The sequence below is a fragment of the Alteromonas abrolhosensis genome (assembly GCF_001953635.1).
GTDB lineage: Bacteria > Pseudomonadota > Gammaproteobacteria > Enterobacterales > Alteromonadaceae > Alteromonas > Alteromonas abrolhosensis.
Genome location: NZ_MEJH01000003.1, coordinates 549,119 through 569,603, shown reverse-complemented (window position 1 = coordinate 569,603; position 20,485 = coordinate 549,119). Strand labels below are relative to the sequence as shown.

The 20,485-nt window shown below is 41.0% G+C and carries 18 protein-coding genes; 6 read left to right on the top strand and 12 right to left on the bottom strand.

The genetic code is table 11. The annotated features are described in order from the left end of the window. The first annotated feature begins 13 nt into the window (after positions 1-13). Genes BGK61_RS04650 through BGK61_RS04635 form a run of 4 tightly spaced genes read left to right on the top strand, consistent with a single transcriptional unit; the run spans position 14 to position 4,446 of the window. Positions 14-934: a glycosyltransferase family 2 protein gene (locus BGK61_RS04650; RefSeq protein WP_014999103.1), complete on the top strand. Its 921-nt coding sequence runs from the start codon at positions 14-16 to the stop codon at positions 932-934. A gap of 1 nt (position 935) precedes the next feature. Then, the gene (locus BGK61_RS04645; RefSeq protein ID WP_014999102.1) at positions 936-1,877 is read left to right on the top strand and encodes a sulfotransferase family protein; all 942 of its coding nucleotides are present in this window, start codon (positions 936-938) and stop codon (positions 1,875-1,877) included. Next, complete coding sequence (locus BGK61_RS04640; RefSeq protein ID WP_014999101.1) at positions 1,877-2,806, top strand: glycosyltransferase family 2 protein; 930 nt, start codon at positions 1,877-1,879, stop codon at positions 2,804-2,806. Before BGK61_RS04645 ends, BGK61_RS04640 begins: the two co-directional genes overlap by 1 nt. 56 nt (positions 2,807-2,862) lie before the next feature. After that, entirely contained in the window at positions 2,863-4,446 is a 1,584-nt protein-coding gene (locus BGK61_RS04635; protein ID WP_014999100.1) for a hypothetical protein, read from the top strand. On the opposite strand, the gene BGK61_RS19785 is transcribed toward BGK61_RS04635, so the two are convergent. Both BGK61_RS19785 and BGK61_RS04625 read right to left on the bottom strand, forming a co-directional pair. Then, complete coding sequence (locus BGK61_RS19785) at positions 4,443-4,979, bottom strand: acyltransferase (protein ID WP_014999099.1); 537 nt, start codon at positions 4,977-4,979, stop codon at positions 4,443-4,445. The genes BGK61_RS04635 and BGK61_RS19785 overlap by 4 nt on opposite strands. Before the next feature lie 84 nt (positions 4,980-5,063). Continuing rightward, complete coding sequence (locus tag BGK61_RS04625; protein ID WP_076010969.1) at positions 5,064-5,912, bottom strand: sulfotransferase family protein; 849 nt, start codon at positions 5,910-5,912, stop codon at positions 5,064-5,066. 208 nt (positions 5,913-6,120) lie between these two features. Between BGK61_RS04625 and BGK61_RS04620 the strand changes: the two genes are divergently transcribed. Further along, complete coding sequence (locus tag BGK61_RS04620; protein WP_076010968.1) at positions 6,121-7,560, top strand: lipopolysaccharide biosynthesis protein; 1,440 nt, start codon at positions 6,121-6,123, stop codon at positions 7,558-7,560. A 216-nt stretch (positions 7,561-7,776) separates the two neighbouring features. On the opposite strand, the gene BGK61_RS04615 is transcribed toward BGK61_RS04620, so the two are convergent. The 10 genes from BGK61_RS04615 to BGK61_RS04570 all read right to left on the bottom strand — a co-directional run bounded on the left by BGK61_RS04615 (position 7,777) and on the right by BGK61_RS04570 (position 19,485). Continuing rightward, a complete protein-coding gene (locus tag BGK61_RS04615) occupies positions 7,777-8,625 on the bottom strand; it encodes a glycosyltransferase (RefSeq protein ID WP_234349437.1) in 849 nt (282 codons plus the stop codon). A gap of 269 nt (positions 8,626-8,894) precedes the next feature. Beyond that, positions 8,895-9,938, bottom strand: a complete 1,044-nt coding sequence (locus BGK61_RS04610) for a glycosyltransferase family 4 protein (protein WP_076010966.1) — start codon at positions 9,936-9,938, stop codon at positions 8,895-8,897. Position 9,939: 1 nt separating this feature from the next. Further along, complete coding sequence (locus tag BGK61_RS04605) at positions 9,940-10,902, bottom strand: polysaccharide deacetylase family protein (protein ID WP_240498940.1); 963 nt, start codon at positions 10,900-10,902, stop codon at positions 9,940-9,942. A 19-nt stretch (positions 10,903-10,921) separates the two neighbouring features. Beyond that, entirely contained in the window at positions 10,922-12,085 is a 1,164-nt protein-coding gene (locus BGK61_RS04600) for a hypothetical protein (RefSeq protein WP_076010965.1), read from the bottom strand. Next, positions 12,082-13,254 carry a glycosyltransferase family 2 protein gene (locus BGK61_RS04595; RefSeq protein ID WP_014999092.1) on the bottom strand — a complete coding sequence of 391 codons (1,173 nt, stop codon included), beginning with the start codon at positions 13,252-13,254 and terminating at the stop codon, positions 12,082-12,084. Before BGK61_RS04595 ends, BGK61_RS04600 begins: the two co-directional genes overlap by 4 nt. Before the next feature lie 5 nt (positions 13,255-13,259). Further along, positions 13,260-13,772: a serine O-acetyltransferase gene (locus tag BGK61_RS19780; RefSeq protein ID WP_014999091.1), complete on the bottom strand. Its 513-nt coding sequence runs from the start codon at positions 13,770-13,772 to the stop codon at positions 13,260-13,262. Positions 13,773-13,774: 2 nt separating this feature from the next. Beyond that, complete coding sequence (locus tag BGK61_RS04585) at positions 13,775-14,671, bottom strand: ThiF family adenylyltransferase (RefSeq protein ID WP_014999090.1); 897 nt, start codon at positions 14,669-14,671, stop codon at positions 13,775-13,777. Between the two features lie 23 nt (positions 14,672-14,694). Next, positions 14,695-17,427: an XrtA/PEP-CTERM system TPR-repeat protein PrsT gene (gene prsT / locus BGK61_RS04580; protein WP_076010964.1), complete on the bottom strand. Its 2,733-nt coding sequence runs from the start codon at positions 17,425-17,427 to the stop codon at positions 14,695-14,697. Between the two features lie 172 nt (positions 17,428-17,599). Continuing rightward, positions 17,600-18,496 carry a PEP-CTERM sorting domain-containing protein gene (locus BGK61_RS04575; RefSeq protein ID WP_014999088.1) on the bottom strand — a complete coding sequence of 299 codons (897 nt, stop codon included), beginning with the start codon at positions 18,494-18,496 and terminating at the stop codon, positions 17,600-17,602. Positions 18,497-18,663: 167 nt separating this feature from the next. After that, positions 18,664-19,485: a PEP-CTERM/exosortase system-associated acyltransferase gene (locus BGK61_RS04570; protein WP_014999087.1), complete on the bottom strand. Its 822-nt coding sequence runs from the start codon at positions 19,483-19,485 to the stop codon at positions 18,664-18,666. Positions 19,486-19,756: 271 nt separating this feature from the next. Here BGK61_RS04570 and BGK61_RS04565 point away from each other — a divergent pair, with 271 nt between their 5' ends. Then, the gene (locus tag BGK61_RS04565) at positions 19,757-20,476 is read left to right on the top strand and encodes a S1 family peptidase (RefSeq protein ID WP_157187955.1); all 720 of its coding nucleotides are present in this window, start codon (positions 19,757-19,759) and stop codon (positions 20,474-20,476) included. Positions 20,477-20,485: the final 9 nt, after the last annotated feature.

The window sequence follows — 20,485 nt, the reverse complement described above, 5'->3', positions numbered from 1 at the left end:
CAAGGAGTAAGAAGTGAGCAGCGTAAAAGCAAGTGTAATCGTGGCTGTCTACAATGGGGCGAAGACACTTACCCAAACAATTGAAAGTATATTGTCTCAAACCTACGATAATTTTGAACTGCTCCTTATTGACGATGGCTCCACTGATGAGTCGAAAAACCTAATAGAAAAGTATCTGGAAGATGAGCGCGTTAAATACTTTAAAAAGCAAAATGGTGGCGTAGCATCTGCTCGAAATTTTGGTATTGCACGAGCAACTGGTGAAGTTATTGGCTTTTGCGATCAAGATGATCAATGGCTTCCTCAAAAACTTGAGAAACAAATTCCACTTTTTAGCGACCCCGATGTAGGGTTGGTTTATAGCTGGGTGGACATTGATAGGCACGGCAAACGTGAATGCTCAACCCCTGAGTTTGAGGGGGAGTGTTTTGAAGCGCTCCTGAACAGAAATTTTGTCTCTTGTTGCACTGCTATGGTCCGTAGGACAGTGTTAAATCAGGTGAATGGGTTGGATGAAAGCCGAGAGCTACACGGAGTGGACGATAGGCACCTTTGGCTCAAGGTAGCGAGAATATCAAAACTTGCCGTCGCTAAAACCCCCTTAGCCATTTACTTTATTCATGGGGAAAACTACTCCTTGGATAATAAAAAAATGCTAATCGCTGACCTCTCCTGCATTGAAAAAATAGCGTCTATAGAAGACCTGACACCTCGAGAAAAGTCGCTCTGCAAAAACGCCAAGTACAATGCTTACAAGCATTACGCTAATAATTTTTTATATAGAAATTCACCACAATTATCGGCAAGCTGCTTCCTATCTGCTTGGAAGGTAAAGCCTTGGCATTTAGAAAGCCTAGTTGCAGCGTCATTATTATCAGTGATGCCTTCTAACCTACTCATTAAATTAAAACAAACCAAAAATCGAGTCCAATAGAATGCAAAATAAAGCACTTATCGTTATCGGGATGCACAGAAGCGGAACGTCCGCGCTTTCTGGTTTACTTGATGAACTAGGTATTTTTATGGGCAAAACTTTATTCGCAGCACAGAAAGGGGTAAATGAAAAAGGCTTCTTTGAAAACGCGGAATTGGTAGCGCTTAATGATCTCATGTTAGATGAACTAGCATCTTCTTGGGATGATCCGATAGCGGACATTGGCGATTATTCTATCGGCAAGGAGTCTTTCTTTATAGAAAAAGCTCACTCTTTGCTTAAGGAAGATTACGATAATCAGGCCTTTTGGGGAATGAAAGACCCCAGAACTACCTTGTTACTTCCTTTTTGGAAAAAGGTACTTAAAGAAAATGAAAAGGTATTACCTCATTATATACTGATGCTGAGATCTCCGTTCGAGGTATTCGGTTCACTCAAAAAGCGAGATGATTTTTCTTTGGAAAAGTCACTAATGTTGTGGATGAACTATACGTTGAGTGGGTATTATCACTCAATGCACGCACCTCGATTGATTGTTCATTACGACAAGCTCCTATCATCTCCGGAATCCGTGGCCAAAAACATTGCTGCATTAATCGATAAACCTTTTGATATCGCTGCATCACCGTTGTCTTTCGTAGATAAAAAGATGCGAAATCAACGCACTGAGCCTACTTTAGAAATTCCGCTTGCTGTGATGGCGCAGTCACTTTATGAACAGCTATCGAAGGATAAAGTAGATGAAGCAGAAGTAGATAAAATTAGAAATGATTACTTGAGTTATCAATCTAGTCTATCCAGCGTATTAAAAGAACACTTATTAGCAGTAAAAAAGGAAGAAGTGTTTTATAGGAAATTATTCGTCGATGCATACAATTCGTTTTGGTGGAAATGCAGTTGGCCAATTAAGAAAGTAGAAGAGTTGATTAGAGGGAAAAAGTGATGAGACACGTCGTTGTGGGGGTTATAACTTGTAGAAGGCCTGAATGGCTGTCTCGACTCCTCGATAGTCTACTCAAACAAAAAGTGCGAGAGGAAATAAAAATCACAATTGCCGTCGTTGATAATGCAAATGACGACAAAACCCGAAAAGTGGTTGAATCAAAAAAAGTTTCAAATGCATCAATTAACCTTCTTTACGATATCGAGCCTGAGCCTGGGATAGTGTTTGCAAGAAATAAATGCGTTTCCCTATGTCAGTCATTAGATGCTGACTTTTTAGCGTTTATAGATGACGACGAGTGGTTAGAGCAAGATAATTGGATTAACACGTTGCTCGAAGCATCTGAGCGATATAACTGCGATATTGTGACCAGTCGGGTTGTTTCAGTTGGAGAGAGTGGCACCCCTGATTGGGCTGTTAACCTCATTTACGGAAAAAATCCTTACAGTGAAGGCGAGCAAGTACCAGTGTTTTATACCAATAACTTACTGCTTTCAAAAAACGTTCTCGAAGCTACAGTTCCCTGTTTTGATAAGCGTTTTGCCATGACGGGAGCCAGTGATTATCACTTTGCATTAAGGTGTAATCATCTTGGGTTTCGTTGCGTGTACACAGAGGCTCCTGTACACGAAGAATTTCCTAAGAGTAGAGCAACAGTTAAGTGGTTTTGCAGAAGGGGATTTCGTTCCGGTATAGGATATACGCGATCTCACCTTTTTGAAGAAACGTATATCAAAGCGCTAGTTCGGGTTACCTTCATGACCATGGTCAGATTGGGGCGAAGCCTTTTGAGTTTCGTACAGGGCATCGTTACACTGAACAAAACAAAGTTAGTAGACGGCCTGTTTAGACTTTGTTCTGCGGCTGGTTCAGTTGCCGGCTTTTTCGGTATCAAACATGAAGAATATAAAGTGATTCATGGTAAATAATTCCGCACTGTGATTTTATGATAACGAAATAGCGGTTAAAGTTTACGAGGCTCTTTATGCAACGTTTTTACAATACAATATTCTTTTTCGTAGTGCTATTGAGCGCTCATTGCGCAATAGCCTCGGAAGGTGACTGTATAGAAAAAAATATTGCAGTGTATCAATGGGGAGTAAGGCACTATGCTGCGATGCCAGCATCACTATCTGTTCCTCCCGGAGATACACTAGATGCCTGCATTAAACTCACGGGTATTGGTACTAAACCTCTTGAGATAACGCCTAAGCATTACGATTTATCTGTCAACGGTGGTCCCTTTACAACAGGCAAGACGTTACAAATATTCGATAATGACGTGTTGCGTATAAAGCTTTTAGCACCCGCAAAACACAATGACCACAAGGTAACTCGTCTTGAGTTTTTTGAAACTGATAAAACTATGCGACGAGACGTTTTACGAATTGCTTGGCAAGTTCAAACTGACAACAGTAATACACTCCCTACCACGTGGTATGTAGGTTCAGACAAACGCTTTACTCAAGTATCTCAAGTTCTGGCGAAAGTACGCAGTGGAGATACAATTGTACTGAATAAAGCTGAAGTTTTTGAGCCATTCGAAATTAAATTTGTTTCGGGAAGTAAGGAGCATCCAATTACTCTGACTTCCAATGCAGAAAGTGCTAATGAGCGTCCGATCATAAGTGGTGGGGTGCCCCGTTTTGGCTGGGCAGTTGGTTTACGTTCATCCCATTTCTGGGTAGTTGAAAACATTGTAATTCAAGATGCTGCAGTATGTTTTCGAAATGAATCCCACGGTACGGTGTTGAAGCAAGTACTTATAAAAGGGTGTCATATCGGAGTGATGGGAACGGACTATAATGCTGGCAGTTTGACGATTGCTCACTCGGAAATAACTGAAAGCGGTGGGAGAGAAGCGGGTAAAAAGTGGGGCCACCCTATTTATGTGGCAAGCGACCCCCATACTTTTCCTCAAGCGCAGCTAGTTTTAGCGCATAACTTCATACACGATAATCAAGGAAACAACGTAAAGTCCAGATACGAAAAAAGCCTCATTCACAATAACTGGATAGAAGCCGGCAACGATAATCAAGCCCGTTATGTGCTTGAGTTAATTGGTTATGATGGGCACTATGATTTTACGGGTCAAGAATACGTTGTGCAAAATAATTTCCTTATTCACAATCGATACGGCTTAGGGAGCAGAGTTGGAGGCGACGGTAAGGGACCATCCAGAGGAAGCGTATCGTTTAAAAATAATTTATTTATAATTGGTTCGGGCTTTTCGTTTCCGCTTATTAGAACTTTTCAGGGACTTGGTGAATTAAACGTATTGAATAATTCTGTAGCGTATACAGGAGAGACAGCCCCTATTACTTTCGTGCAGGATGAGTTAAACAATACGGACTGGGTAAAGGGTAAGGCGAAAATTTCTGTTATTGGTAATACAGTTAATCAATCTGTTACTCTGCTAACTACGCTAGAGCGCAGCAGCAAAGCTGATCAAAGTTTAGTTGAAATAGAGAAAAACCGTAATCTTGAGCCTTTACAGTTATCAAGAGATATCCTCAATTCAAATCGTCCCATCCCCAAAGAATATGTCGGTGACATAGGGTTGAACTAGACAACGTAACCTACGCCTTTCTCCATGTCTTTATTCATAGACGCTTTAAGGTGAGAGGGAATATTATTTTCCGCCGTATATTCAGCACCGAAAATGGGAGAGTTTTCCATTTCCGCACGCCTTTTTTCAATATACGCATCATAAGAGCAAATGTGGCGAGCGGGCACGCCTCCGAAAACGCTATTTGAAGGCACGTCGGAGCTTACAACACTGCCAGCACCAATAATGACCCTATCACCTATCGTAACACCTGGTAATACGATACTTCCTGCCCCGATAAATACCTTATTTCCAATAGATACCTTTGCTAAGCGTGTATACCCTAATTCGTGTTTTGTACTGGCGTCATGAGCGAGAATATGAACATTTGGAGCCAAGGTTACATTATCGCCTATGGTAATGTGCCAAGCGTGATCCGGATCAATAATTACACCGCGCAACATATTAAAATGCTTACCAATTTTAGCGCCATTTTGAATTGCTACGTTTACAGGGTTCACCGGTCGCAATTTTCTCAAAATTTTTCTAATCATTTGGCTTCCTCTACGTTTACTCAATTTGAGTAAGTACGCACTTCAGTACCTAATTTATTGTCAGTAGAACCCGACGTACTAAACCTACTTTTTCCAATGTTGACTGACTAGGAAACAGTCTGCGAATTCACTTTGCAATTTACAAAAATCTTCCTCGAAAAGCACGTTTAATTGGGCGTAAGTTTTCTCATCTAGTGAGGGTACAGGTTTTGTAGCAGAGTTCTTTATACTGGCGATAATCTGGCCTGGTAAAACTCTCTTTAGAAACTTAGTGACTTTTTGTATATGCACGGGATTAACATGTTTTAGCACGCTAGCTGCTCCACGCCACTGGTAAGATTTATTTTTAGTTTTTTCTGTTTCGCCTTGCTGCATATCAACAGGGGAAAGTGAGAGAAAAGTGAGCAATTGCTGAAACACGTCATCAGTATTCTTCACAAAATCTTCAAAGAACAAAACCCGAATCTGTGTTTTAGGAAATACTTCCGCTATTGCGCTTAATTGCTGATAGTAACACGAGCCATTAAAGTGAGGTGAAGTGGGCGATGAGATAGCCTCTAAAGGCTCACCTCTTTCTACACCGTTTCTAATATAGTGCCAATACGACGACCAGGCACGCTTTGCCGGATCTCTTACTAGATAAATAATCTTAGCAGATGGATCAACCTTAAAGAGTCGATTAGCAATGTCCACAGTTTCGGATGTTTCGGTATAAGATGTTGACGCATCAACCCTAACCGAGGACGTACTATCGAATAGTGCATCGTACTGTTGCAGGCTACTTTCATTTACTTCATGAATTGCGAAAGTATCAGGCTCTTTTCCTTTAGCGAGCGACACATCGGGGTGTAAATCAAGAAGATCTGCAAGTTTTGTAGTTCCCGACTTCGCAGCCCCAACAAGATACGTATACCTTGCCTTTCCATTTTGCATTTAAAAAGTCTCACTCGTTATAAATTGATGTACTCACATGCATCAATATGAAAGAATAATTTCAATATCATACAGTTGTATCTGGCTAAGTAAAATAAGGTTGAAGCATCTTCGTGTAATTTTTATCTGTCAGTTCGAATGTTGTAACTCGATAATGAATTCGTTCATCTAGTTTGAGCTAAACGTATTTTTCAACCGAGAAGGTGCAATGAGAGAAACCGTACTCCACTCCCTTAAATGGGTCGCTTTTGGTAAGGCTATAGGTCAATCTGTAAGATGGGTTACCACCATCTTTACCCTGCAATTTTTGTTTCCAGAAGATTATGCAGTAATAGCACTCTCAACATTTTTTATGGCGCTTTCATGGTCATTTAGCCGAGGCGGTATTGCCCCTGCGCTTATCAGAGAAAAAAATATCGATGACCACCTGGTAGGGGAGTTCTTCACTTTATCAATAATTGCACACTTTCTGCTCTTCATCCTTTTGCAAATACTCGCGGAGCCGTTAGCGACATTCTATGGAGACGCGAGACTTGAAGATGTTATAAGGGTCACCTCACTAACTTTTATCATTTCACTAATAGGTTTTATTCCAAGTACTCTGCTAAATAGAGAAATGCTGTTTAAAAAACTTGCTATGGTAGATGCCATTGCAGAGTCTATAGGAGCATTGGCCACCGTTACTTTGGCTTGGTTGGGTTATGGTTATTGGTCTATTGTATTTGGCGTGGTGCTCACAGAGATTCTTAAGCAAGTTGGATACTTATTCAGATCACCCTCTTGGATTTGGCCTAAAAAGTTTACTGAAAGAATTAAGAATACATACGAATTTGCGTGGCGCGCTGCTACTCAGTCAGCATTAGGCTATATCATTTTTAACGTAGATGTTGCTATCGCAGGCGTCTTTCTGAGCATTACTGAGTTAGGAATTTATCAATTCGCGGTAGTGTTGGCGATGATGCCCGCGGCTAAAGTACTGCCTATGCTCCGACAAATCGCGCTACCGGTATATGCGAAGATCCAAGATGAACCTGCATCGTTAGAATGGTATTTCCTCAAAACTCAGCGTATCAGCGCGTTGATTTTCGTTCCTGTATTCTGGGGGATGGGGGGAACTGCGTTTGTACTTATCCCAACTGTTTTTGGAGAAAAGTGGAGTGACGCTGCAATGGTCATAGCGGTTTATTGTATTTCTATGCCTATTAAAAGTTTACAGCAACTCTTCAGCCCACTTATGAAAGCGACCGGCCATATGAAGGTGGTTCTCTCCAATACGCTTCTGTATGGCCTTATTCTCATACCAAGCTTTTTTGTAGGCGCTCAATTTGGTGGGGTAGGTATCGCCATATCCTGGTTAGCTGCTTTTGGTTTTGCCTTCTTTCTTGCGACTTACCGTTCTTGTAGAGCACTTAATATAAGTTTTAGGCACTATCTTGGCAGCATATATAAAGTGCACCTGTACGGTGGTGTTATGGCGGTAGCGTGTTTACTAATAGGGCACTATATTGACTTAGTCCATCCACTTATCACTTTGGCTATACAGGTGATAGCAGGAGCGCTCATCTATTTGGGTCTCATCTGGATTTTCTCACGTGGATACTTAAAAGAACTAGTAGAGATGTTCAGAGGAAAAATAGCTAAAACGTAGGCAGTTTATGCAATTCTTTTGCATTTGGCGTGTTGTCTGTTCGGGTAGACTTCTTTTGGGGATAAGATGGAAAAATTTAGTGCTTACCCTCAATCATGAAAAATGAGTAGGCTTGGGTAGTTCACTACCCAAAAGCCTTCCCTCCAAGTGATAGGGTGTGACTCTGTCTTTTGAGAGACACCGCGCGTTATCTGAATAGATATATCCGATATCCAGTTAGCGAAAAAGAGACATAATCTGTTTTGCTGAGTTATCCCACGTGTACTTGGAGATAGAATTCCTTATTTTTTCTTTGATCCATGTAGACTTAGGCAAGGTCAGCAGTGCTTGGGTAACCGAGTGAGCGCACTGAGGGTTAATGAATATACCTCCCACCTCAGGTATGAGAACCTCTGAAATACCTCCGACATCTGTAGCGATAACTGGAGTTCCTGTTGCTAACGCTTCCATAATAACGTTTGGTACACCTTCTCTATAGCTAGGCAAAATAAGTGCGTCTGATTGATGAAGTTCTTTTACCAGTGACTGATGAGGGATAGCACCTAAAAATGTAACGGCCTTTGTGAGTGATTTAGCACTTACTATCTTCATTAGGGCGTCTCTGCTTGCGCCTTCCCCAGCAATCCTTAGCGTCATGCGAGGGTTTAGATTAAGCGCTTCTTCAAAGCCTTCAACTAGTTCGAATACCCCTTTTGTAGCAATGAGTGAGCCGACAAATAAAAAGTGGTTAGATGGGGAAGAGAAAGGCTCTGTCTGTCTGAGCGCAAAAACGTCAAAATCAACCCCATTATAGATAACATGAGGATTTACATCTGGCACATGCTGCTTCACTGCATTAGCTAGAGCGACACTTTTAGTTGTAACTGCCGTACTCTTCCTAAATGCCCAGCACATCTGTCTCTTATGCAGGGGCTGTTGCATAAGAGCATTCACATCGCTACCTAAGCACTCAATTACTAATTTATATTTAAATAGCGCTTTGCCAAACGCCGCAACGACTGCCTCTGCATAGGCCCAACTTGCAATTACATTTTCACTTTTTGCTAGCCAGATTAGTGGCTTCACACTGATAATCAGAGAAATTAAAAGAAAAAGCGGGTGAAAAGATGTGAGTATTTTGGGCACATAGAAAAAAGGAAACAAACAAAAGCCTTCGGGACTTCTATAGCCTTTCAATACGACTTGCTTGAACCATGTAAACCAAGGTACAGGCATGAGCACCCTCACGTTTGCATGCGCCTTTAGGTTGCGTATTTCCTCGTAATTATACGTTGCCCGTGTGGGTTGCCAAGGAAGTGGATGTAGATTAGTAAAAAATAGAATACGCTTTTTCATTACTTATACGTGACTTCATAGATGGCTGAAACATTATCGATTGCATAGCATTGTTTTGTGAATGCAAACGCATGGCGTCCATTTTGTTTTAACTTACTTCGATCTTCTATCAACGAAAGTAAAATTGAATACCAAGACTCAATATCATCAACAGAGTATACAAAGCCCGTGTGATTATTCTTTATCAAGAGAGGAATTTGTCCCACAGACGTTGATAGGGCCGGGATGCCTCTTGCCATGGCTTCAAGAAGAGACATGGGTAACCCTTCAGTTGTAGAGTTAATCAAGAGCAAATCTTGTTGGGCATAGATCTGGTCTTCATCCAAAACCTCACCGTGTAAAATTACAGAACTTTGTAATCCATATTTCTCAACTATCTGTTCTATCTTCGACCTTTCAGGCCCATCACCAAAAATATTCAAGACAGCGTGATTACCAAGATTGCGGCGCCCAAACTCCTCTACAAGCTGAGTGATATTCTTCAACGGAACAAGTCGGCAGACTGTACATAAATGAAGTAGAGGTTGCTGTGCGATATCCTGTGGAATAGGGGGGCAGTAAACACCATTATTTACTACCGTTACCGTGTTTGAATTCCAGCCATAGCGCTTATTGATGCCAGACTTGATGCTTTCTGACACACCGAAAACCTTATTGATATAAAGTTGAGCAAGTGTGTGAGACCCCCTTACAAAGCTTATAGGCGGCTCGACTTCACCATGAATTGTGTAGATTACTCTCTTAGCCATCAGTACGGGAAAAATGGGAGCAAAAGCCTTTATCACGGCAGGAGAGTGAATGTGAATAGTGCTGAAGGACAGTAGTGTTCGTACTGTCTTCATAAGTCGGACAAAAATGTTGCCTTTGATGTTTGTAACCTTTACTCCAAGGGCCTTGATATCGTGCTGAAATGCGTCACACTCGTTGCCAAAAGAAAGCACCTCTACATCAAGACCTTTTTCGGACTGCGCTTTGACCAGATTCTTTACGCATTTTTCCGCCCCACCTACTTTCAGGCTACTTACGCAATGTAATATACGCATTTTAGTACCTCTTTGCGTAGCTGAACATACGTTTTAGGTCGTCTAATGACATGCCTGGCGCTATTGGAAATCGGTGCAAGTCATAAGGATTTTGACTGGGCGAGGTATTTATTCCAGGTTGGAAATTAAATGCGAGCTTATATCCAGTGTTCTTCAATCCCTCAATCACTTTTTTGTTGTAGGTAGACTTGTTGCCAACTGGATAAGAGAATGCAGAAATATCGCATTTTAGCTTTGTCTCCAGCAGCGTCTTCGAATGGCTCAATTCGTAGAAAAGCTCGTCTGCGGATAGTTTTGTCAAAATGTCATGGTTGTGAGAATGGGCTCCAAGTTCCATACCTGCGTCTATCAGTGCTGCTAAGTGATGCCAGTCCATGAATTCTGCTGGAGGGTAACCGTTTTGATGAAGTAATTCTTGTTCTAGCAAATTTATTTGTTGCTGAGCGGGTAATTGACAGCTTTTTATGGCTCGTAAAACATTCCGGATAAAACGCTCTTGGCAGTTTTCAAAAATCACTTCTTCTCGCCAGGCGTGCAAATGTAACTTACGAGGTTTGTGATTTTTTATTAGGTAAGCAACTTTATCCCACCAAGGCACCACGCTGTTCCCAATTAAGCCAGTAGCGATAAAAAAGCTAGCCTTAACATTATTTGCTTCCAAAACTGGCAATGCATCATTGAAATTATCGATATAACCATCGTCAAAAGTAAGACACATTAGCCTTGAAGAAGGTCTGATATCACTATCTAAAAGATCAGGTAACGTCTTTGGGTTTATGATGTCAAAGTGTTGTTTAAAGAATTTGATATGGCGGTCGAGTTCTTCAGAGGTGCATGAGTACACACAAGGATCAAACGCAGTCTCACTACTATTTCCAATTCTATGAAAGTTAACACTGTACAGTCCGTTGGGACGCGAGCGCCACGTAATTTCATCGAGGCCGAGTAGTCGACCTACTTTCATTTTAATTCTTGAAAACATGTTAAGAAAGCTTTTTAAAACTTGGAGCTGGAAGGAGATAATCCCTAAAATCGTTAGGGTTTCCTTCTTCTCCTGCTTCCGCAGCTTTTATTATGTTGTACATTTCACGAGCCGAAACGTAATGAAGTGCATAATCACGGCCGTCATTGTACTGCGTGGTCAAATGTCTGTGCATCTCTTTGATAGGATCGCCAAGCAACGTGTCCATATCTCCATCTTGCGCGCCATGAGTATGGACTTTAATGAAAATCCAATCCGGCTTGCCTTCGACATGAATACCTTCTTTAACCCAAAGGTCTACGCGATTAGGTGTGGGAGGAAATGTTTTTCTCACATCTGAATTTTCAATTTGTGGGAAAATGCCTTTCTTTCTCACTTTCCAGTTCAAACCTAATATTCCTTGAATAAGCAAAATATCACCCCACGCTTTACCGCCTTTAACTATCGCTTTGCCGGTTTCATATGATTTTGGCTTTTCAGGATCGTCTTTAGCGTAGTAGATGGTATTCAACATGGCAGGTTGTGATTCGTCTGGCGAGGGGAACGTAAAGTCTGCGTAGCAGCCAGTCTCTTTTAATACGATAAGTTCGTCGTTAACGCCACACCACTTTCCATGAGGGTGAGAGTTATCTAACACCCAATTACCGTGTATAAACGCATAAACTGGCTGACCTGTCTTGGGGTCGATACTCAACGCATTATGCTCTTCGTGAAGGCACTGTGCAAAGCCCGAAAGCGTGGCTCTTAGATTTTCACTAGTGTCGTTATCATGATGCAGATGAATCTCTATTTCACCGAATCCTTTGGCGCAAAGGTCTGAAATTTTGTCTAAATGTTCTTTTCGGTATTCTTCTTCAGGAAAGAAAAAACTGTGCTTGGGGTGATTGCCATCCGCATCCGTAAATTGGCTCGCCATCTTGGGGTAATCAACCATCCACCTATCAACGCGCTGCCTTTCAAGTTCAATATTATCTTTGTTCTTCCACTGGGGTTCGTAGTGGTCTACAAAGCAAAACATTACGTGTGTAGTGCCATTCACAGTAGGTTTGCTTGAAAATCGACTCTTCGTATAATTCCAAAGCCAACTTTGCATTTTTTTCTTCTTAACAATAATGCTAAATGCCACTGAAAATAGAATTAAAAATATCAGTAAAAACGCGATCATCTCGATGTCCTTTGCCATGTCGCTGTTAAATTAGTCGATAGAAAACGAATGAATCCTTTAAAGAGCGATATATTCATTGAAACAAAAAAGGTTATTAAGCTAACTATTTTTCCAATTATGGGAGTATTCTTGAAGAGACTAAGCTCACCCATGACCCAAAATGCGTAAAAACCAGCCTGACAGGCTAGTAGCAACTCATAAGTAGAGTTAGAATGCCAAATAAGAATAACATTAAGTATTAAAGCAATAATCATAAGGTGTGGGACAAACCAGCGAATGACCTTATGACTTAAATATGAAAACCACCGCCACTTATAGCGAGGGTGAAGTAACCACTTTAAACGTGAGAGCGATTGGTAGTTACCAGCGCCAATGCGAATACGTCGACCAGCTTCTTCTTTAAGAGTAGGGGCGATTTCCTCAGAAGCTAATGCTTCCTTGTTGTACACAATTTTGAAGTTATTTTTTGCGACGTTCATCACAATACAAAAATCATCTATGATGGTATTGTCTGGAAGAGGTTCGTATAGTGTGGTCCTTATCGCATAAATACCGCCGTTAGCACCTAGCAACGCGTCAATTTCAGACTCGTGAAACTTCAAAAATTGCTCATATTTCCAATATAGGTTGTCCTTGTTGTCACCTGAAAAAACATCAATTAAGTTGAGCTCACCACAAACCGCCCCCACTTGGTCTTCACGAAAAGGTGCAACAAGGTTCAATATCGCATCGTTTTCAAACATCGTATTCGCGTCTGAAAATACCGTAATCTCTGAAGTTACACGTGATAAAAGATCGTTTAGAACATTGATCTTGCCCCGATTCTCTTCAAAGCAAAAAACAGCAAGGCGTGGGTCGTCAAAACTATTTAGTATTGCATTTGTGTCGTCTGTACTACCGTCTGATGCAATTAGAAGACGAATTTTGTCATGGGGATATTCAAGAGATAGTAAGTTTTTAATGCGCTCTTCAATACATGCCTCTTCATTATAAGCGGAAATGACCACCGAAACTGAAGGCAAAGAATCGTCATTTTGCCTGACAACGAAGGTTTGGTTGTCCTTTTTAGAAAGTAAGCGACTAAGGGAGAATAGGATAACGGGATATAGCAAATAGCTGTAAACAATAAGAAAGCTAGCTACCCAAAAAAAGAATTCAATGTACTTCATATTATTTACTTAACAGTTGCTGGGATCCCTAATGCAGTAGAGTTTGAAGGGATATCCTTGACTACTACGGCATTTGCGCCAATTTTCACATCAGTTCCAATACTGATACCGCCGAAAGCTTTAGCGCCGGCTCCAAAAAAAATATTATCCCCCAGAGTTGGAGACTTTCCTTTTTCATCACCAATTACCACGCCACTTTCAAGCGTTATATTTTTACCCCCAACGACCTTTGAGTTAACTACAACCCCTATGGGGTGCATAATCACGAATCCTGGGCCAAAGTTTGCGTTCACGCCTATCACGCAACCATTGTATACTCGGTTGATGTGAGACAGAATTAATGCAAAAGGAGTGAGTAATTTCGATTGCGCGCAACGAAAAGCTAATCTATACAAAATATTAGCGCTCGTGCCATCAGTAAGCAAAGTGCGGAACGTTGATATACTCGCACCATCGTTCAGAAATATCTGCTTTTTTTGCTTTATGTCCGATTTGATAAGTTTTATTGTCTCAGACATTCTTAGTCTTCTTTGCTATCTTCTAATATTTGTTTGACTTTTTTGAACATATATTTCTGAAGCGGGTTTTTATTTCCCCAAGGACGCCAAGTTTTAATTAGATTATTTCTATAAGCATCGAAGTGCAGTCCTCTAGGAGCACAAACGACCTCTCCACGACCTAACAGTAGTTTTAATACATTGGTACAGAGAACCCCCGCGGCCAATGAAATCCCCATGCAGGTGGAAGGGACTTTCTTTTTCATGAAGTTGACAGAGGAGTTCTTAACTAAATAATGTCGCTGTTGAACTGACGGCGAAACGCCAATCACAAACCGTACAATATTATTTTCAAAATACTCTTCTTTTTCCTGTTCACTGGCATTCGAAGGAGCATCAACCATAGCAAAATAGTCATCAAAAGACATTTCACCCGGTTTGAAGCACAACATTGCTGTGCCCATTCCCATCGGGGCTGCAGTTATTGTAGGAATCCCCAATTCGTAGCAGCGTCGGAAAACCTGCCTGCGGATTTCGAGTGCAAATATATCTAAGCTATCTATGTAAACATCCACACCATCGAGAAATTCGTCAAGGTTTTCGAGAGTTATACCGCTCTTAAAATTCCTAATTGTCGCTTCTGGATTAATATCCTTCAGGGTGTTTTCCATCACCTCAGATTTTTCTTTACCGATTGTTGAAACAAACGCACCAGCTTGGCGGTTGAAATTGGCATAGTCGTAAGCGTCAAGATCTGAGATGTTAAAATTGCCTATCCCCATACGAGCACAAACAATGGCGTGGTCGCCACCAACACCGCCCAAGCCACCAATGGCAACCTTGCTATTTTTGAGTTTTAGTTGTTCTTCTTCCGTTACCCAACCAATATTCCTTGAGAAAGCATCATTGTAATCAAACATAATTGTCGAGCCCCAGGTTATTCCTAAAGTTGGAATTGTTGTTTCACTTGATTGAGCTGCGTTTCTTGCGCAGCGGTTACTGGAATAATAGTCGACGCTACTCGTTGTGCATCAATTTTTCTTCCGCCCCTCGCTAAAGCTCTAACGTATTCTATGCCGATAGAGACATTTTCTTTACTTATCACGAATGCTTCCTTTGCTTTCTCTATTGCAGCTTCGTGTTTTGATAAAGAGGAGAGTACAGCTCCGTAAGTGGATAAGATGTTGGGGTTGTTTGGAACGAGCTCGTTAGCTCTCTCAATGAGCTTTAAAGCTTTAGATGGTGAACCATTTTGATTAAGCAACCAAGCAAGGTTGTTTAACACGAGTGGGCTCTCTTTCTTCACGTTATCAACAAGATACGTATACTGTTCGATTGCAAGTACTGGTTCACGCTCAAGAAGATAATTGGCAAAGAGAAGACGGACTTTGTTGTCACTTTGCGCTCTTTCAAGGTGTGCTTTTGCAAAGCTAAGTATCTTTTCGTGCTGCTCTAACTGCACATATGAAGTAAGTAGCAGCAGTGCTAACTCACTAGATGGCGCGTCTTCGTACAACGGCTCTAGTGTGGATATTGCAGACTGGTAATTACCTTCAGTAATAGCTAAGCGTCCTTTTACTACCTGACCAATTAATGACTTTTTCGCTTCGTCAGGAAGTGCGTTATAAGCTTTACTTGCGTCTTTGTTTTTGCCTTGAAGTAGCTTTAACCTAGCAGCCAGCAGCTCAATGGTTGTATTCTTACCAAGGTTTCTGCGCGCTTCCTCGATAACCTGTTCCGCCTTGAGGTAGTCACGTTCAATTTCTTCAATTTGTATACTCTGTACAAACGAATTTTGAGAAGGCTCCAGTTTTCTCCATTCAGTGAATGCCTTTCGCGCTTCCTTGTAATTAGACTGTTTTGCATAGGCATTACCCAGCAACATCCAATATTTAGGGGTATCTTTTAGCTTTTGTTGATTTTCCGAAAGGTAATCCACTACAGTTTTGAATTGATTATCTAAAGAAAGCGCAGCGGCATAAAGGAGAGCGTATTTTGGTTCTTTCGATTTCCCTTGAGCTTCTTTCAATTGTTTAATGGCTGGTTTGATATTTCCTAAGCGCTGAGCCACTTGGAAAGAGCGTATTAACAGGCGAGTGCTCAAAGGATAGTTATCAATAGCACTTGAAAGCTGTTTCGATGCTTTTTCAAGCTCTCCATTTTTTATTGACTGCTCTATGAAAAATAGGGCCGCTTCAAGGTTTTTGGGGTCTATATCTTTTAGTTTTTGATAGGTTTGTTGTGCAGACTCAATGTCTCCGGCTGTCTGTTGAACAAAACCTGTTGCATTCAATCGCTCAATTTTATTCTCTTCACCTGTTAAGCGCGAATCTATAAGCTCGTAGGCTTTGTCGTAGGCCTTATTTTCAACATAGGCCACTAATAGCAGGTAGAAACTGTTTTCAGATTCAGGTGATATATCTAGGTTTCGCTCTAGCTCGGAAAGACCTTCCTTGCCAGTAATAAGTTTCAACAAACCGATATTTTGAAGCATCTTGGAGTCCGAAATTTGGTCCGACTCAATTTTGCCAATCAAGCGTTTTGCCTCGTCAAGCTCGTTCTTTTGAACAAGTAATCTGGATGTTTCAACGATGTACAATAGATCGTCCTGTCCAAGATCAGACATTGTATTAATTGTATCAATACCGTCCTGAACGTAGCCTAATTTCAGTTGAATGCTCGTATAAAGTCTTTTGGCGTAATGATCTTTAGGCAACGTGTCAATGATGACTGAAAGGTTCTGATATGCCTGCTCAAAATTTCCCAGTTGATAATGAGATATGGCGGAAAATAACCGAGTAATTTGGTTTGAGCGTCCATTTTTTATTGCTTTATCTAGGTAAAGAATTGCGCCCTCATAGTCCTTTTCAGAAACCAACAAGGTACCCTTTAACTGGTTAAAATAGGCTTGCTCAGGACTCAGACGTAAAAGTTGTTCAACAACAGGTTTTGCCTCTTCGAATTCACCAGCGTTTATTAAAACCGTTGCTAGTTGGGTTTTTACCTTATAATCAGCGGGCCTTAAAGAAAGCAATTTTTTACTGGTATCAATAGCACTCGACCAATCATTAACAAAGTTTTCTAGGGTAAATTTTAACTGAAGCGCTAGCGGCGAGTCTTCTATTTGTGCTGCATTGTCAACCAATACCTTTAAAGCTGCAGCAGGTTTCTCTCTTATCGTAGCGTTGTAAGCTTTCGCAAGAGATGCAATATCTTCAAAAGGTGAAGTCTCTAACTTTTCAAATGCTGATATCGCACTTGTCGGGCTCTGTGCTCGAAACAGAGCAATTGCTTGGTATATTTCTAACTTATCTTTAGTTTGGCCTTCGTTATCAATACTAAGGTCTTTGATGCTCTCGTATTCTTCAAGCCAAAGGTGGGTCTCTGCTAATGCGACTTTGCTTTCATCGCTTAATACGCTCTGTGCGCGTAGTAATTCTTTTTGCGCTGCAAGGTATAGGCCTTGTTGGAGATATGTTAAACCTAACATTTCTCTTGCCTTTAAAAGCGAAGGGTCGTCTTTTATTACGTTTTTGAGGGTAACTGACGCTTCTTGTAATTGCCCTTTTTCAAGCATTAATTCTGCGTCAGCCAGACGCTTTTCTGGAGAGTTGTCGCTACACGCAGACAACAAGCATAACAGCATGGCTACTGACAATTTAGAATAATTTTTCACATTAGCTTCCTTATTGCTTAACCTAGCTAAGGTAACGTATTCCAGATAATTTACAAGCTATTCAAGGACTTTTTCTAAGGCAATTCTGTATCACTCTGATAAGAAAAGAGCAAAAAAAAAGCTGCCTATTTAAGGCAGCTCTTTAAGTCTTTTGCTTGTATCCGTGTCGATATTATTTTCTACGACGACGTGAGAAACCGAACATGCTGATAAGGCCTAGGCTCAAAACTGCAACTGTTGATGGCTCAGGTACACGGAACTCTACAGTAACAGCGTGGTTATCGCTGATAAGCACTGTGTCACCATCTGAGTCGATTGGGTTAGCGATGTTATCTGCTAACTCACCAACAGTAACTGTTTGTGAAGCATAAAGCAGGATGTCAGTTAGCGTTGCAGTAATGTAATCTTGGAAAGATACGAAGTTACCTGAACTATCTTGGAAGTAGAAAACTTCTTGACCAGCTGGAGTAAGGCTAACTTCAGTAATTAGCGACTCGATAACTTGCTCACCAAGGTTAATTGAGCTTGTGCTGAACTCGCTTTGTACCAACAACTCTGCACTACCATTATCAACAGTAACAACATCAGGAGTACCGAAATCATAGCTGTACTGATAAGAGTAGATATCTAGAACACCGCCAGTGTAAGTAACAGAGTCACCACCTGGGTTAAGGAAACCGTCTAATTCGAAATCAAATGTAAGTGCAGTAACTACGATAGTAGGGAAAGTTGAACCGTCCACACCAAGATTGTTTGGCTCAGGGTCGTAAGTAAACGTGTTCGCAATAGCGCCATCGTCAGAAAGCACAAGGTCAGACAGATCAGTAAATCCAGCCATTGAACCGTTAAAGGTATAGCCGATTAGGCCAATACCACCGCGAGACACAATTTCGCCAGTCGCTGTATTTACTTCAGAAACTGAGTCGTATTGAAGACCTAAACCATCGATTGCACCGCGAGGGTTAACTACTGAATCGTCAGATAAGTCTAAGTAAAAAGGTGTCGCTGCTGCTTGTCCACTAAGCGCTAAACCAGCAGCCATCATTGTTGTAAGAAGTAACTTTTTCATTTCCGCTCTCCGTTATGTTTGCAGCGATTTCTTGAAGTCACTTGGTTAAAGCACTATGTGTGCCAACTTTTAAGTTGTTGATAAGTAATGAAAATTAATTATTCCATTTTCGCGGTGTAAATTATGCTGACAGCTCAAAGTCATAGTTGCGAAAGAGCTCAACGGCATCATCCTTGTTGTGATCTTAATGTATGTTTTATGTTTTTATACATTATTGAAAACCCTTTAGGGAGGTTTTTGTGAAGCATTTCCGGCGTGATGTGATAGGCAGCCCTCTTACCATGGTAATCTACGATCGGTCCAATCTGTTCAAAGCGTATTCCTATAAAACGCATTGACCGAGCAAGCCTTGGCTCCATCATTACATAGTTATGTTTAACACCTGAGTTAACTGAGACTGCTGCGGCGGCAAGATATAGTCCTATCGCAATGAAAGGGAAGCAACGTAACTCTGTTTCAGAATAACTCTCTGGATTGATAGCACCAATTGCAGCACCATCGAATTTATCCATCTGTCTTCGACGGAACTCATTTGGTACTGCAAGTCGAGAAATTTCACAAATCTCATGGCGGGGGAAGTTTCTAGGATCAAGTGCGCTATTTGTAATCGAATCACTACAGTACTTTTCTATAGGAAGAAGTTGATCTTCCTTATTCGGGCGAACCATTCGAACAGTACCCGCGAATCTCTGGTTTTGTACATGTTCGATTAAACAACACACCGAATAAGCATCGAATTCATCACTTTCTATTTCTAAAGGATTAGGTGGTTCAAAACCTTCTTCTGTACAATATACTTGATACCTAATTTTGAATGATTCATTTTTCAGAGCCTCGTCATGCGCTATCTTTGGCACTAAGTAAGTAGAAAAGTGGTGAGATATCTCTTTAACTTCTTGTAGTTTTTGATATCCCTTAAGTGCTTTAGTTACTCGACTATTGGCACCAAAAATATTCTGTACCTTTTGTACCAACTTTCCTTTTTGCATAACACTTTCTACCTGTCTTAGAGACTACGACCATTGATGCTGTTTAGGCAATGATGTTTTTATATTGTATTCAGCTAGAGTAAGTATAGTTTGTAAATATACGTTCATGTACGTATTATTTTTTTCGGCTCTCTAGCGCTTCATGAGCAACAATACCTCGTTGCAAGTTCTTATTTTTATAACAATATACTTCTATATGCTTACACAAAATAGCTCTAAAACAATATGTTCAGTGATTTTTCTTTTAATTTATACAGTTTTAAAGGCCCCAGTGTTTGCGGAAGATCTAGTATCTCTCACTAAACGCGTTACAGCGTCTACCGTTGCCATCGCACTTCACAGTCCTATTAAAAGCAATGCCCCTTCAATAAAAGGAACTGGCTTTGTGGTACACGATGGACACTATGTTGTTACAAATTACCACGTTGTTGAGCAAGAATTGGATCCTACAATAGTAGAATATTATGTAGCGATGCTGCCTACTGACGGGGGCTTTTCTTTCCAAAAACTTCAATTAATGGAAATTGATATAGAACACGACCTGGCGCTCTTCGCCACAAGTGAGGCGATGTCTCCTCTTGTTCTAGCAGACGAGGACTTGCAACCAGCGGGCACTGACATTGCCATATTTGGTTATCCCCTTGGAGCAGCCCTTGGTTTGTATCCTGCCGTTCACAGGGGAATAATCGCTGCGTTAACGCCCGACTTTATGCCTGCCAATGACGCTAGAGCACTAACAAGTAACCAGCTGAGGCGTTTAAAAAATCCAGAACTAATTTATCAATTAGACATAACCGCTTTTCCCGGCAATTCAGGCAGTCCTGTGGTAAACCAAAAAACTGGCGAGATTATTGCTGTAATAAATAAAGTGTATGTTAGAGACGGTAAAGAAAGTGCTCTCACTAACCCTTCAGGTATTTCCTACGCAATACCTGTAAAACACGTTATCGCTTTATTAAATCGTGCTTTATCGAAAGTGGAAAGTAATTGAACAGGAATA